The sequence below is a fragment of the Pseudomonas prosekii genome, from assembly GCF_900105155.1.
GTDB classification, from domain to species: Bacteria; Pseudomonadota; Gammaproteobacteria; order Pseudomonadales; family Pseudomonadaceae; genus Aquipseudomonas; species Aquipseudomonas prosekii.
In genome coordinates, this window is the sequence record NZ_LT629762.1 from 5890830 (window position 1) to 5906661 (window position 15832).

The 15832-nt window shown below is 61.6% G+C and carries 9 protein-coding genes; 7 read left to right on the forward strand and 2 right to left on the reverse strand.

Features of this window, described 5'->3' with window-relative positions; all coding sequences use genetic code 11:
• The first annotated feature begins 75 nt into the window (after positions 1-75).
• From eprS to BLU01_RS26580, 5 genes are all read left to right on the forward strand, one after another.
• Positions 76-3039 (forward strand): autotransporter serine peptidase EprS, encoded by a 2964-nt coding sequence (eprS, locus tag BLU01_RS26555; RefSeq protein WP_092281080.1) that lies wholly within the window; start codon positions 76-78, stop codon positions 3037-3039.
• A 930-nt stretch (positions 3040-3969) separates the two neighbouring features.
• A complete protein-coding gene (locus BLU01_RS26565) occupies positions 3970-7047 on the forward strand; it encodes an autotransporter serine protease (protein WP_092281084.1) in 3078 nt (1025 codons plus the stop codon).
• Positions 7048-7070: 23 nt separating this feature from the next.
• On the forward strand, positions 7071-8759 hold the full coding sequence (locus tag BLU01_RS26570; RefSeq protein ID WP_092281086.1) for a polyurethane esterase: 1689 nt from the start codon (positions 7071-7073) through the stop codon (positions 8757-8759).
• 97 nt (positions 8760-8856) lie between these two features.
• Positions 8857-10710 (forward strand): polyurethane esterase, encoded by a 1854-nt coding sequence (locus BLU01_RS26575; protein ID WP_092281088.1) that lies wholly within the window; start codon positions 8857-8859, stop codon positions 10708-10710.
• Positions 10711-10946: 236 nt separating this feature from the next.
• Positions 10947-11312: a hypothetical protein gene (locus BLU01_RS26580; protein WP_092281090.1), complete on the forward strand. Its 366-nt coding sequence runs from the start codon at positions 10947-10949 to the stop codon at positions 11310-11312.
• A gap of 107 nt (positions 11313-11419) precedes the next feature.
• Here BLU01_RS26580 and BLU01_RS26585 read toward each other — a convergent pair whose 3' ends face one another.
• Complete coding sequence (locus BLU01_RS26585) at positions 11420-11644, reverse strand: YgdI/YgdR family lipoprotein (RefSeq protein WP_092281092.1); 225 nt, start codon at positions 11642-11644, stop codon at positions 11420-11422.
• A gap of 2 nt (positions 11645-11646) precedes the next feature.
• Positions 11647-11877, reverse strand: coding sequence for a hypothetical protein (locus BLU01_RS26590; protein WP_092281094.1), 231 nt, complete (start codon positions 11875-11877; stop codon positions 11647-11649).
• Between BLU01_RS26590 and BLU01_RS26595 the strand changes: the two genes are divergently transcribed.
• Positions 11876-13543: a VRR-NUC domain-containing protein gene (locus tag BLU01_RS26595; RefSeq protein WP_092281096.1), complete on the forward strand. Its 1668-nt coding sequence runs from the start codon at positions 11876-11878 to the stop codon at positions 13541-13543. The two genes, BLU01_RS26590 and BLU01_RS26595, sit on opposite strands and share 2 nt — an antisense overlap.
• Entirely contained in the window at positions 13540-15801 is a 2262-nt protein-coding gene (locus tag BLU01_RS26600; RefSeq protein ID WP_092281098.1) for an ATP-dependent DNA helicase, read from the forward strand. The genes BLU01_RS26595 and BLU01_RS26600 overlap by 4 nt, the downstream gene beginning before the upstream one ends.
• Positions 15802-15832 lie beyond the last annotated feature (31 nt).

Genomic DNA, 15832 nt, shown 5'->3' on the forward strand with positions numbered 1-15832 from the left:
AGCAAAAAATGCGACTCAGTGACTACCCCGAAACAGGGGCTTAAAACTCTAAAAACGCCAAAAAAGCGAGTCTTCATGAACACCGATGAAAAGATCAAACCGATATCGATCAGCACACTGTTGCTGGTGGTGTGCGCCATGCCCGCCGCCGCGCAGGCGCAATACCTGGAAACCGGCAAACCCGGCGATGCCGCCAGTTGGCGTTCGGCCGAGTTTCAGCGCGATTGGGGTCTGGCGCGGATGCAGGCCGATCAAGCCTACGCCGCCGGAATCACCGGCAAAGGGGTGAAAATCGGTGAGCTGGACTCCGGTTTCGATACCGCCCATCCCGAGTTCGCCAAAGACCGTTATCACCCGGTCAGCGCCAGCGGCAGCTACCTCAACGGCACGCCGTTCAACGTCAACGGCGCGCTCAACGGCAACAACGATTCCCACGGCACCCACGTCGCCGGCACCATCGCTGCCTCGCGTGACGGCGCCGGCATGCACGGGGTCGCGTACAACGCGCAGCTCTACGTGGCCAACACCAACGCTAACGACAGCTTCCTGTTCGGCCCAACCCCGGATCCGCGTTACTTCAAAGCAGCCTATGACGCGCTGATCGATTCCGGCGCGCGCGCGATCAACAACAGTTGGGGCAGCCAGCCGCCCGACGTCAGCTACCGCACCCTCGACGATTTGCACGCTGCGTACGCCCAGCATTACAACCAGGGCACCTGGCTGGACGCCGCCGCCGACGTTGCCCGGCGCGGCGTGATCAACGTGTTCAGCGCCGGCAACAGCGGTTATCCGAACGCCAGCGTGCGCTCGGCGCTGCCGTACTTTCAGCCGGACCTTGAAGGTCATTGGCTGGCGGTGTCGGGGCTCGACCAAGGCAATTTGCAGAAGTACAACCAGTGTGGCATCGCCAAATACTGGTGCCTCAGCACTCCCGGCGCGAAGATCGACAGCACCATTCCCGATGGCGGATACGCGATCAAGTCCGGCACCTCGATGTCGGCGCCGCACGCCACCGGCGCCTTGGCGCTGGTGATGGAACGCTACCCGTACATGAACAATCAGCAGGCGCTGCAAGTGCTGTTGACCACCGCGACGCAGCTCGATGGTTCGATCACCGATGCGCCGAACAATCAGGTCGGCTGGGGCGTCGCCAATCTGGATCGGGCGATGCGCGGGCCGGGACAATTGCTCGGCGCGTTCGACGCCAATCTGGGCGCGGGGCAGAGCGATGTCTGGAGCAATGGCATCAGCGACAAGGCGTTAATTCAGCGGCAGCGCGAAGACCTCGCCGAGCACAGCGCCTGGCAACAAACCCTGAAGGACAACGGCTGGGAAAACGGTGTGGCGGCGGGCGCCAGTCAGCAGGATCAGACTGACTACGCGGTGGGCATGGCGCGCGATGCCGCTGCGGCCAGCCGCGTTTATGAAGGCAGCCTGACCAAATCCGGCGCCGGGCGTTTGCTGCTCAGTGGCGACAGCACCTATCGCGGGCCGACCACGGTCAACGGTGGATTGCTGGTGGTCAACGGTTCGCTGACTTCCGCCGTCACCGTCAATGACAACGGCACGTTGGGCGGTTCCGGACGCATCGGCGCACTCACCGCAAATGCCGGCGCTACGGTGGCGCCGGGCAACTCCATCGGCACTTTGCAAGTGGCTGGCGACGTGACGTTTGCGCCCGGTTCGACCTACGCCGTGGAGCTGTCGCCGACCAGCAGCGACCGCATTGCCGCGGGCGGTACCGCCAGGGTCATTGGCGCTACGGTCAGTCTGTCGCTGGAAAACAGCCCGACATTGCTCAGCACTGGCGAGGTGCAAAGTCTGCTCGGTCGCCAGTACGACATTCTGCAAGCAGCCGGTGGCGTTCAGGGGCAATTCGGCGCGGTGTTGCCGAATTACCTGTTCATCGGCGGCAGCCTCGACTATTCCGCGACCGGCGTCGGCCTGAACATTCAACGCAACGCAACGAGCTTCGCCAGTGTCGGGCAAACGCCGAATCAGCGTGCGGTGGCCGGCGCGGTCGAAGGTTTGGGCGCGGGCAATGCGGTGTACGAAAGTGTGCTGCTGTCACCGTCCGCGAGTTCGGCGCAACAGGCGTTTCAGCAATTGTCCGGGGAGATTTATCCGGCGCTGGGCTCTGTGCTGATCAACGACAGCCGTTACTTGCGTGATGCGGTCGGCGAACGTCTGCATGACGCAAACGCCGCACAGAGCAATGGCTGGATCAAAGCCCTCGGCGCTTGGGGCAAGACGGATGATCGCCACGACACGGCGGGTTACACCACCTCGATTGGCGGATTGCTCGGCGGTGTCGACGGGGCGCTGGATGAGCAGACGCGCATCGGTCTGGTCGCCGGTTACAGCGACAGTTCGGTGAGCATGGGCTCGGGCACGCATTCTTCGGCGCAGGTCGACAGTTACCACCTCGGCGCTTATGCCGGTCGCGAACTCGGTGCCTGGCGCCTGAGCGCGGGCGGCGCCTACAGCTGGCATCGCGCGGACGTGAAGCGTGACCTGCAATTCGCCGAGGTCAGCGCCAAGCAGAAAACCAAGGTTGACGCGGCGACTACTCAGGTCTTCGGCGAAGCGGCGTATCGCTTGAACCTGCAACCGTTGGCACTGGAGCCGTTTGCCAACCTGGCTTACGTGCATCTCGACACTGAAGGTTTCACCGAAAAGGGCGATGGCGCCGCGCTGAAAAGCCATGGCGATACTCGCGATGCGGTGCTCAGCACGTTGGGTGTGCGCGCGTTGAAAACGCTGAATCTCGCCGGTCAGCAACAGCTCGACCTGAGCGGCAGCCTGGGCTGGCAGCACAATTTGAGCAGCGTTGATTCGCAGCAGCACTTGGCGTTCGCCAGCGGCGGCACGGCGTTTTCGGTGGAAGGTGCGCCGCTGGTGCGCGACGCCGCGTTGGTCGGCGCCCACGCCAGCCTGGCGCTGAGCCGCGACGTGCGGGTCAACCTCGATTACACCGGCCAACTGGCCAGCCGCGAAAAAAGCCACGGCGTAGGCCTGAGCCTCAATTGGCAGTTTTAACCGCGCTGAAGGCCCACACGGTCCCGTAGCAGCTGCCGAGGCACGAGGCTGCGTTCGGCTGCGAAGCAGTCGTGAAATCTGGCGGTTCGGTGTTCGCGTCAGACCGTGGGGACAGGGTTTACGACTGCTGCGCAGTCGGACGCAGCCTCGCAGGCTCGGCAGCTGCTACAGGTTGGCGATCGGCTGGGCGAACGCGACGAAGAGAAAAGCCTCGGTGTGGGGCTTAGCTTGACTGGGAGTTTTGATGGTGTTGAAGGCCGCCACGGTCCCGTAGCAGCTGCCGAGCCCGCGAGGCTGCGTTCGGCTGCGAAGCAGTCGTGAAATCTGGCGGTTCGGTGTTCGCGTCAGACCGTGGGGCAGGGTTGGCGACTGCTGCGCAGTCGGACGCAGCCTCGCAGGCTCGGCAGCTGCTACAGGTTGGCGATCGGCTGGGCGAGCGCGACGAAGAGAAAAGCCTCGGTGTGGGGCTTAGCTTGACTGGGAGTTTTGATGGTGTTGAAGGCCGCCACGGTCCCGTAGCAGCTGCCGAGGCACGAGGCTGCGTTCGGCTGCGAAGCAGTCGTGAAATCGGGCGGTGCGGTGTTCGCGTCAGACCGTGGGGCAGGGTTGGCGACTGCTGCGCAATCGAACGCAGCCTCGCAGGCTCGGCAGCTGCTACAGGTGAGTGATCGGCTGGGCGAACGCGGCGAAACGAAAAGCCTCGGTGTGGGGCTTTGCTTGAGTGGGAGTTTTGAGAATTAACGGCGGATGCGCCGGACTGGATTGCCCGCTCGCGCAGAACCCTGTGGGAGCGAGCTTGCTCGCGATGGCGGAGTGACAGGCGACATCGATGTCGAGTGTCACGACCTCATCGCGAGCCGCGAGCAACCGCGCTCTCACGGATTTTTGGCACAACTCATTTTTTGCAACACAACTAAGGAAGGTCGCTGGATGAACGTTGAGTACAACAACAAATTTGCCCTGAAAACCCTCAACCTCGCCGTGCTTTGCGCGATGGCGACACTGGGCACTGCGCAGGCTGCGCCATATGTCGAGAACGGCAAGCTTGGGGATCCGGGCAGTTGGCGCAGCGCCGAGTTCAATGCCGATTGGGGCGTGGGCGCGGTCAATGCGCAGAACGCTTACGCCGCCGGCTACACCGGCAAAGGCGTGAAACTGGGGATCTTCGACCAACCGGTGTACGCCGCGCACCCGGAGTTTTCCGGCGCCGGCAAAGTGGTCAACCTGGTCACCAGCGGCATCCGCGAATACACCGACCCGTATATCCCGGTCAAAGCCGGGGATGCGTTTCTGTATAACGGCGCGCCGTCGGTCGGCTCCGACGGCAAGCTCGGCGCCCACGGCACTCACGTCGGCGGAATTGCTGCCGGCAGCCGCGATGGCGGACCGATGCACGGCGTCGCGTTCGGTGCACAAATCATCAGCGCCGACAACGGCGACCCAGGCCCTGAAGACGGGATCATTCGCGGCAACGACGGCGCCGTCTACAAGGCCGGTTGGGACGCGCTGATCGCCAGCGGCGCGCGCATCATCAACAACAGCTGGGGCATCGGCATCACTGACCGTTTCGACCTTGGCGGACGAGATCCGGCGTATCCGCACTTCACCGTGCAAGACGCGCAGGTGCAATTCAACGAAATCCAGCCGTTGCTCGGGACCAAACCGGGCGGCGCCTATGACGGTGCAATCGCCGCCGCTCGCAGCGGCATCGTGACGATCTTCGCCGCCGGCAACGACTACAACCTCAACAACCCCGACGCCATCGCCGGCCTCGGCTACTTCGTGCCGGACATCGCGCCGAATTGGGTCACCGTCGCCGCCCTGCAAAAGAACCCGGACCTGACCAGCCCCGAGCTCTACAACATCAGCACCTTCTCGTCGCGCTGCGGCTACACCGCCAGTTTCTGCGTGTCGGCGCCGGGCAGCAAAATCTACAGCTCGATCATCAGCGGCACCGATCCGGCCAACGTCGGCACCGGTTACGCCAACTACAACGGCACCTCGATGGCCGCGCCGCACGTCGCCGGTTCGATGGCGGTGTTGATGGAACGCTTCCCGTACATGACCGGCGCGCAAGTCGCCAGCGTCTTGCGCACTACCGCCACCGACCTCGGCGCGCCGGGCATCGACGCGTTGTACGGCTGGGGCATGATCAACCTGGGCAAAGGCATCGACGGCCCGGCAATATTCGTCACCGAGCAAGACGTGCCTGAAGAGTTCCGCATCGAGGGCGCCTACGGTTCCAGCCAGTTCGTCGCAGACCTGCCGGGCATCGGCGCGATCATCGACGCCGGCAAACCCACCGAACGCGTGTGCAACGACGTGCATTGCGGGCTCGACACCTGGCGCAATGACATTTCCGGCCACGGCGGCCTGACCAAACAAGGCATCGGCACCCTCGTGCTGACTGGCGCCAATACCTACAGCGGCCCGACGCTGGTCAATCAGGGACGCCTGGCGATCAACGGTTCACTGGCCTCGGCAGTCACCGTCAATGACAGCGGCATCCTCGGCGGCAATGGCCGGATCGGCGCACTGACCGCCAAAAGCGGCGGCACCGTCGCGCCGGGCAATTCCATCGGCACCTTGCAAGTGGCCGGCGACGTAGTCTTCGAGCCAGGCTCGACCTACGCCGTGGAACTGTCGCCGACCAGCAGCGATTCGATTGTCGCCGGCGGCTCGGCCACGGTCAGCGGCGCCACGGTCAGCCTGTCGCTGGAAAACAGCCCGACGCTGCTCAGCGCTACCGAAGCGCAAAGCCTGCTCGGCCAGCAGTACAACATCCTGCAAGCGGCCGGCGGCATCCAGGGCCAATTCGCTGCGGTGGTGCCGAACTACCTGTTTATCGGTGGCGCGCTCGACTACACGGCGACCGGCGTGCAACTCGCGGTCGAACGTAACGCCACGTCCTTCAGCGCCGTCGGCCAGACCCCGAACCAACGCGCCGTCGCCGCTGCCGCCGAGCAGTTGGGCGCGGGCAATGCGCTGTACGAAACCCTGCTGCTGGCGCCGAATGCCGCGGTCGCGCAACAAGCGTTCCAGCAACTGTCGGGCGAGATTCACCCGGCGATCAGCAACATGCTGATCAACGACAGCCGCTACCTGCGCGACGCCGTCAGCGCACGTTTGCAAGAACGTGACCTGTACGACGCCGGCGCACCGACCGATGACAACAGCAACCTGTGGGTGAAAGTCCTTGGTGCCTGGGGCAAGAGCGATGGCGGCAATGAAAACGCCAGTTCCACCAGTTCCATTGGCGGCTTGCTGGTCGGTGGCGATGGCTTGATTGCACCTGAAACACGCCTCGGTTTTGTCACTGGTTACAGCGACAGCTCGATCAGCATGGGTGACGGCACGCATTCCTCGGCCGATGTCGACAGCTACCACTTGGGCGCGTACCTGGGGCATGAAATCGATGCCCTGCGCCTCAGCGTCGGCGCTGCGTACAGCTGGCATCGCATCGATTCCAAACGTGATCTGCAATTCGCCGAGGTCAGCGGCAAGCAGAAAAACAAACGCGATGCGAGCACCGCGCAAGTGTTCACCGAAGCGGCGTATCACCTCGACCTGCAACCGTTGGCACTGGAGCCGTTCGCCAAACTGGCTTACGTGCATCTGAACAGCGACAGCTTCACCGAAAAGGGTGATGCCGCCGCGCTCAAGGGCGGTGAAGACAATCGCGATGCGGTTCTGTCGACCCTCGGCCTGCGCGCGAGCAAAGCGATTGCCTTGTCCGATCAGAAGCAACTCGAACTGTCCGGCAGCCTCGGCTGGCAGCACAACCTGAGCAGCGTCGATTCCGATCAGCATCTGGCCTTCGCCAATTCGGCGGGCAACAGCGGCTTCAACGTGCAGAGCGTATCGCTGGATCGCGACGCGGCGGTCGTCGGCCTGCGCGCCGGACTTGCGTTGAACAACACCACGCGGGTCAACCTCGATTACAACGGCCTGCTTGGCTCCAACGAAAAGGACCACGGCGTCGGTCTGACCCTGGACTGGCAGTTCTGATCTGACGCAAGGAAGCAGACAACATGGGATTGTTTGATTACAAAAACGCCGGCGGCAGCGCCGGCAAGGAGTTGTACAACGACGCCATCGCGCTGACGTTGTACGCCTACACGCCGACCGGCCAACCTTTGCCGGCCAGCGCCTGGGCGCCAATTGGCGCAACGGCGTTGGGCTATCACGGCAAGGTCGGGGCGCAAGGCACGTTCTTTGGCGAGAAGGACGGCTTCACCAGCGCCGAAGCCGAAGTGCTCGGCAAGTACGACGCCGCCGGCAAGTTGATCGGCCTCGGCGTGGCGTTTCGCGGCACCGGTGGCCTGGGCTATGGCGACACCTTCGGTGACCTGAAAAACAATCTGCTGGCCGCCATCGGCCCGGTGGATTACGCGAAGAACTACGCGAAAAACGCCTTCGACGGCTTGCTCAAAGATGTCGCGGCGTTTGCTGTCGCCCATGGCATCGGCGCCAAAGACGTGCTGGTCAGCGGCCACAGCCTCGGCGGTTTGGGCGTCAACAGTGTGGCCGAGTTGAGTGGTGACAACTGGGGCGGGTTCTTCAAGGAAGCCAATTACGTGGCGTTCGCTTCGCCGACGCAAAGCGCCAATGTAATGAACATCGGTTATGAAAATGATCCGGTGTTTCGGGCGCTCGACGGCACCACGTTCAGCAGCGGCTCGCTGGGCAAGCACGATGGTTATCAGGCGTCGGCGACCAATAACATCGTCAGCTTCAATGACCATTACGCGTCCACCGCGCAGAACCTGGCGCCGTTCAGCATTCTCAATCCGCTGAGCTGGTCGGCGCACGGTTCGCTGGGTTATGCCGATGGCTTGAATCGGGTGATTGATTCGGCGTTCTACGACCTGACCAGCAAGGATTCGACGCTGATCGTTTCCAATCTGCAGCAGGATTCGCGCGGCAAGACCTGGGTCGAAGACTTGGGCCGCAGCGGCGAGCCGCACACCGGCAGCACGTTCATTATCGGCACCGACAGCAGCGATTTGCTCAAGGGCGGCGTCGGCAATGACTTCATCGAGGGGCGTGATGGCGACGATCGTTTTCGCGATGACGGCGGCTATAACATCCTGCTCGGCGGCAAGGGCCACAACACCTTTGAACTGCAAAAACCGTTGCAGAACTTCAGTTTCGCCAATGACGGCGACGGCACGCTGTACGTGCGCGACGCTTACGGCGGCATCAGCCTGACGCGCGACATCGGCGCGCTGGTGAGCAAGGAGCCGGGTGCTTGGTTTGGCAGCAAGGACGTCACCCACACCGTCAGCGCCAATGGCTTGCTCAACGGCACGGCGTTGACCCACTACAACCATTCACTGAATGGCGACGCTTACGGCAATACGCTGGCGGCGACGCAGGATGGTGACTGGCTGTTCGGCCATGCCGGCAACGACCTGCTGCGCAGCGACAAAAGCCACGTGACCTTCGTCGGTGGCGCCGGCAATGACGTGATGCACGCGGGCGCCGGCAACAACACGTTTCTGTTCAGCGGCGCCTTTGGTTTTGACACGATCAACGGTTATCAGGGCAGCGACAAATTGGTCTTTATCGGCGTGCAGGGCGCGGGGCAGGGCTATGACTACACCCAGCATGCCGCGCAAACCGGGCAGGACACGCTGCTCAAAGTCGGCGATTTTGCCGTGACGCTGGTGGGCGTCGGGCTCGATCACCTGTCCTCCTCGAGTTTTACTTTTGCATAAGGACTGCACGCACTGAAATGCTCCGGAGCGCCTCGTCCCAGAGGCGCTTTGGCTGTGAGCTATCTCTGACAATTCCAACAAAAGAGAGGCAATAGCAATGGGTGTTTTCGACTACAAGAACTTCAGCACAGCCGAATCCAAGGCGTTGTTCAGCGATGCCATGGCCATCACGCTGTATTCCTATCACAACCTCGATAACGGTTTTGCCACCGGTTACCAGCACAACGGTTTCGGCCTCGGCTTGCCGGCCACGCTGGTCGCCGCGTTGATTGGCGGCACCGATTCGCAAGGGGTGATTCCCGGCATTCCGTGGAATCCCGATTCGGAAAAACTTGCACTGGAAGCCGTGAAAAAGGCCGGTTGGACGCCGATTACCGCCGCGCAGTTGGGCTACGACGGCAAGACTGATGCGCGCGGCACCTTCTACGGCGAGAAGGCCGGATACACCAGCGCTCAGGTGGAAATTCTCGGCAAGTACGACGCGCAAGGGCATCTCGGCGAGATCGGGATTTCCTTTCGCGGCACCAGCGGGCCTCGGGAAATCCTCATCGGTGATTCCATCGCCGACGCCATCAGCGACCTGCTGGCAGCCTTTGGTCCCAAGGATTACGCAAAAAATTACGCCGGCGAAGCGTTTGGCAAATTGCTCGGCAACGTCGCCGCGTTTGCCGGCGCCCATGGCTTGTCCGGCAAGGACGTGCTGGTCAGCGGCCATAGCCTCGGCGGGCTGGCGGTCAACAGCCTGGCGGATTTGAGCGGCAACAAGTGGTCGGGTTTCTACCAGGATTCGAACTACATCGCCTACGCTTCGCCGACCCAGAGCAGCACCGACAAAGTGCTCAACGTCGGCTACGAGAACGACCCGGTGTTTCGCGCCCTCGACGGTTCGACCTTCACTTCGGCATCGCTCGGCGTGCACGACGCGGCCAAGGTTTCGGCGACCGACAATATCGTCAGTTTCAACGATCACTACGCCTCGACGGCGTGGAACGTGCTGCCGTTTTCCATCCTCAATGTGCCGACCTGGATTTCCCATTTGCCGAGCGCCTATGGCGACGGCATGAACCGCGTGATCGACTCGAAGTTCTACGAGCTGACCAGCAGGGACTCGACGATTATTGTCGCCAACCTCTCCGATCCGGCGCGTGCTAACACTTGGGTGCAAGACCTCAACCGCAACGCGGAAACGCACAAGGGCAGCACGTTGATCATCGGCAGCGACGGCAATGATTTGCTTCAGGGCGGCAAGGGTAACGACTACCTCGAAGGGCGCGACGGCAACGACATCTTCCGCGACGGCGGTGGCTACAACATCGTGCTCGGCGGCAAGGGCAGCAACGTGCTCGACCTGCAGCAATCGGTGAAAAACTTCACGTTCGCCAATGACGGCGTCGGCAATCTGTACGTGAAGGATGCGAGCGGCGGGATCAGCATCACCCGCGACATCGCCACCGTGATCACCAAGGAGCCGGCGTTTCTCTGGGGCGTGTTCAAGGACGACGTCAGCCATAGCGTGACGGCGGATGGTTTGAAGGTCGGCAGCAATCTCACGCAATACGCTTCGACGGTGAAGGGCGGGGCCGGCGCCGACACGTTGACCGCGAAGGCCAGCGGCGACTGGTTGTTCGGGCTCGATGGCCACGACCATTTGATTGGCGGCAAGGGCAATGACGTGTTTGTCGGCGGCGCCGGTAATGACCTGATTGAGGCTGGCGGCGGGGTTAATACGTTCCTGTTCAGCGGGGCATTTGGCCAGGACCGGGTGGTCGGGTATCAGGCGACTGACAAACTGGTGTTCCTTGGCGTGCAGGGCGTGACGCCGGACGACAACTTCCGCGCGCATGCGTCGGCGGTCGGGCAGGACACGCTGCTGAAATTTGGGGGTGATTCGGTGACGCTGGTCGGGGTGGGGCTGGAGAGTTTGACCGGCGCCGGGATTGTGATTGCCTGACAGCGCCTCTTCGCGGGCAAGCCTCGCTCCTACAGGGATTACGCGATCCCCTGTAGGAGCGAGGCTTGCCCGCGAAGGCGTCATTCCAGCCGCCATCAATTCAAAGATGTGCAACCGCCATCGCGCTGATTGCGTGACTCGCCCGCCATTTTCTGACTCAAAACACCTGCACTAAAGCGTCCGCCGACTTTTTCGTTAACGGAATGCGGTCATTGAGTAAAAGGAGATGGGGTCACGTGAGTAACAGCAAGAGGATTGTCTGGGGGTTGGCATTGGCCGTGTTATCGGCGAGCGCCGCTGCGGATTTGCCTCACAGCTCGATTTTGAGCCGGTATGGCATGACGCCAGATGAATTGCCAAAACCGCCAGCCATCGAAACCAAACCCGTTGCTGAAGAGAAAAGCCTGTTTCAGGTTCAGCCGGAACAGCCTTGGGCGACGGTGCGCATTGGCAACGGGAATTTGCCGGAAGTGACGGGCAACATCAGCATCGACAATTCGGTGCGACAGGAATATGAGCGGTGCCACAAGCTGCGCGCGGAGATGATCAAGCGTGGCGATCGATATGTCGTGTGCGACAGCGCCATGCCGGGGATGCCATAGATTTGCAGTGAATTGACGGGCCTCTTCGCGGGCAAGCCTCGCTCCTGCAGGGATTACGCGATCCACTGTAGGAGCGAGGCTTGCCCGCGAAGAACGATAACGCGGTCTTAGTCTTCCTCGCGAACCGTCGCAACTTCGTCAGCCTTGACCTTCACTTTCGCCCCGGAAATATCCTCGAACTCATAGAAGCCGTCCTTGGTTTCGGTTTTCGGCATGTCCTTGGTCAAATACTGGGTGCCGTTCTGCAGGGTCACGACGGTTGGCGTCGAGCAACCGGCCAGGGCCAGGAAGGCCGCTACTGCCAATGGCAGGCCCAGGGTTTTGATATTCATAGTCACCTCTCATGCTGCTTTGAAAAATCAATGTGACTGTCTTCAGTCATCACTGCTGTGCTGAATATTGCTGCTTTGCTCAATGTTGCTCTATGGCGGTTGGTGCCGTTGATCGGCATAAAGTTCGATGGCGCGGCGAAAAATTCTCGATTAGCTGCGCCGCCCATCTTTTTCCGTTTGCACCGGCAGGGCATGGCTGGTATCTGTACGCATAACCAGTACTCGCTCGCCATGGCCCATTTTCCTGTGACTGCAAACCCGCTCGACGACCCGTTCTACTACTTGAATAACTTCATGCAAGTGCTTGATTGGCTTGAGCATCGTTATGCCGACGTGCTGAGTGTAGAGGAACAACGCTTTATCGGTGAGTTCAATCAGCTGCCGCGTGAGTCGCGCGCGCTGCTGGTGCGCATGGTCATGCGCAAAGGCCTGCATTTTCGCGCCGGCAAGCTGCATTACGTCGAAATCGGCGACATCGCCATGGCCGCCGCGCCATTGCTGCAATTGGGCTGGATCGATGAGCAATCGCCGCTATTAATAGAAGAGGTGTTTGGCGTATTGCTCAAAGCCGAAATTCTCCAGTGCCTGGGCCACGCCATCGAGCAACCGAAAGGCAAGAAGACCGATTGGCTGCCGCTGCTCAGCGAGCAGTTTCCCGAACCGCGCAGCTTCCAGCACTGGTGCCCGACGCTGGGTGATCGGTTGTTCAGCCTGACGATCATGAATCTGTGTGACCGCTTGCGCCTGATGTTTTTCGGCAATCTTTATCAGGATTGGTCAGAGTTTGTGCTCGCCGACCTCGGCATCTTCACCTACGAAAAAGTAGAATTCTGCGCCGAATCCCGCGGGTTGCGCAGCCGCGAAGACGTTGATGCCTGCGTGTTCCTGCACGACTGCCAGCAACGCTTCGAGGCGGGCGAAGAGGTCGCGACAGTGGTCGAGCAGATCAACGCTGTGGCGCTGAGCAACCCGTGGCTGCAACGTCGGCGCGGCAAGTTGCTGTTCCAGATCGGCCAGTATTGCGAGCGGATGGCCGATTTCGCCAACGCGCTGATCATCTATCGCGACTGCGCCTACCCCGGCGCGCGCCTGCGGCTGATCCGCGTATTGGAGCGCTGCGGCGAGTATGCGCCGGCGCTGGAACTGGCGACGGTCGCCGGGCAAGCACCGGAAAGTGCCGCCGAACAGCAGAAACTCCTTCGCGTGCTGCCACGGCTGCGGCGCAAACTCGGCGGGCCGCCGATCAAACGCGCCAGCGCTCGGGCGATGCAGCGCCTCGACCTGCAACTGCCGCGCAGCGATATGGGCCTGTCCGTCGAGTATTACGTGCAGGCGCACTTGGCCGAAGCGGCGGCGCCGGTGCATTACGTCGAGAACAGCCTGATCAATTCACTGTTTGGCTTGCTGTGCTGGCCGGCGATTTTCGCGCCGTTGCCGGGAGCGTTTTTCCACCCGTTCCAGCGCGGGCCGGTGGACCTGCTCAATGAAGACTTCCATGATCGCCGCGCCGAACTGTTCCAGGCCTGTTTTGCCGAACTGGATGACGGCCGTTACCGCCAGACCATTCGCGAACGGTACGCCGGCAAGTGGGGCGTGCAGTCGCCGTTCGTGTTCTGGGGCGCGTTGAGCGAGGAATTGCTCGATCAAGCGCTCGATTGCCTGCCCGCCGAGCACCTCAAACACTGGTTCAGCCGTTTGCTGCTCGACATCAAGGCCAATCGCGCCGGCATGCCTGACCTGATCCAGTTTTGGCCGCAGGACAAGACCTATCGCATGATCGAGGTCAAAGGCCCGGGCGATCGCCTGCAAGACAACCAATTGCGCTGGCTCGAGTTCTGTCACGAACACCAGATGCCGATTGCCGTGTGTTACGTGCAATGGGCGGAGCAGAGCGCTTGAGCTACAGCATCGCGGTGCGGGCGCTGTGTGAATTCACCGCCAAGGTCGGCGACCTCGATTTGCGCTTCACTCCGTCACCGACCGCGCTCGAAGGCATCGTCGGCCATCGCACCGTGGCCTCACGCCGCAGCGACCACTACCAAAGCGAAGTTGCGCTGATCGGCCACTATCAATCGTTGACGGTAAAGGGCAGGGCGGACGGCTACGATCCGACGCAAAACTGCCTGGAAGAAGTCAAAACCTATCGCGGCGACCTGAGCAAACAACCGGCCAACCACCGTCAGTTGCACTGGGCGCAGGCAAAAATCTACGGCTGGCTGATGTGCCAGAAGCTCGAACTGGCGCAGATCAACGTCGCGCTGGTGTATTTCGACATCATCAGCGAGAAGGAAACCTGTCTGGTCGAGGGTTATCGCGCCGAAGAACTCAAGGCGTTCTTCGAGCAACACTGCCAGTTGTTTTTGCATTGGGCCGAGCAGGAGATGGCCCATCGCGAGGCGCGCAACCACGCCGCGCAAGGGTTGACGTTTCCGCATGCCGGGTTTCGTCCGGGCCAGCGGCATCTGGCCGAATCGGTGTTCAAAGCCGTGAGCACCGGGCGCTGCCTGATGGCGCAAGCGCCGACCGGGATCGGCAAAACCGTCGGCACGCTGTTTCCAATGCTCAAGGCGTTAGCGCCGCAGCAACTGGACAAGGTGTTCTTCCTCACGGCGAAAACCCCGGGACGCAAACTGGCACTCGACGCTGCGCAAGTGATCCTCGACAGCGCCGATGCGCCGCCGCTGCGGATTCTCGAAATGATCGCGCGGGACAAGTCTTGCGAACACCCGGACAAGGCCTGCCACGGCGAATCCTGCCCGTTGGCCCAAGGCTTTTACGACCGTCTGCCCGGCGCACGGCAGGCCGCCAGTCGCTTAAGCCTGTTGAACCAAAGCGCATTGCGCGATGTGGCGTTGCAGCACAACGTTTGCCCGTATTACCTCAGCCAGGAGATGGCGCGTTGGGCGGACGTGGTGGTCGCGGACTACAACTATTACTTCGATTTCAGCGCATTGCTCTTCGGTTTGGCCCAAGCCAATAACTGGCGCGTCGCGGTGCTGGTGGACGAGGCGCACAACCTCGTCGAACGCGGCCGGCAGATGTACAGCGCCAGCCTCGATCAGGCGACTCTGAATAACGTGCGCAAAACTGCGCCGGAACCGTTGAAGAAATCCCTGCAACGGGTCAACCGCGAATGGAATGCCCTGCATGAACCGCAACTCAGCCCGTATCAGGCCTACGACCGCGCGCCGGAAAAACTCCTGCAAGCCTTGTCGTCTTGCAGCGCGAGCATCGGCGATTACCTGAATGATCATCCGCAAGGCCTCGACAGCGCTTTGCAGAATTTCTACTTCGACATGTTGCAGTTTGGCCGGGTCGCCGAGCTGTTCGACGAGCAGTATTTGTTCGACATCAGCAAACGCGACCTCGAGCGCAAGCGCAATCTGTCGACCCTGTGCCTGCGCAACGTGGTGCCCGCCGGGTTCATTCGCCCACGCTTGACGGCGGCGCGCAGCACGGTGCTGTTTTCCGCGACGCTGAGCCCGCGCAATTACTACGCTGACCTGCTCGGCACGCCAGCGAATACCGTGTGCATCGACGTTGAATCGCCGTTTCATGCCGACCAGTTGCAGGTCAGCATCGTCAGCCGCATCTCTACGCGTTTCGTCCACCGGCAAGCCTCGCTGGAACCGATTGTCGAGCTGATCGCCCGGCAATTCAGCGAACGCCCCGGCAACTACCTGGCGTTTTTCAGCAGCTTCGATTATCTCCAGCAAGTGGCGCAGTTACTCGCCGAGCGCCACCCGCAGATCAGCTTGTGGTCGCAATCGCGCGGCATGGCCGAAACCCAGCGCCAGGAGTTTCTCGACCAGTTCACCACGCACAGCCAAGGCGTGGGTTTCGCGGTGTTGGGCGGGGCGTTTGGGGAAGGCATTGATCTGCCCGGCGCGCGGCTGATCGGTGCGTTTATTGCGACGTTGGGCCTGGCGCAACTGAACCCGATCAACGAGCAGATGAAACACCGCATGGCCGCCATTTTCGGCGCCGGCTACGACTACACCTATCTCTATCCAGGCGTGCAAAAAGTCGTGCAAGCGGCGGGGCGGGTGATCCGCACGCAACAGGACCAAGGCGTGGTGATGCTGATTGATGATCGTTTTGGCGAGAGCAAGGTCAAACAGCTGTTGCCGCGTTGGTGGTCGGTGCAGTCCGCGTAGTCTAAGGCTCGACCTCAATGCTGGCCATTTG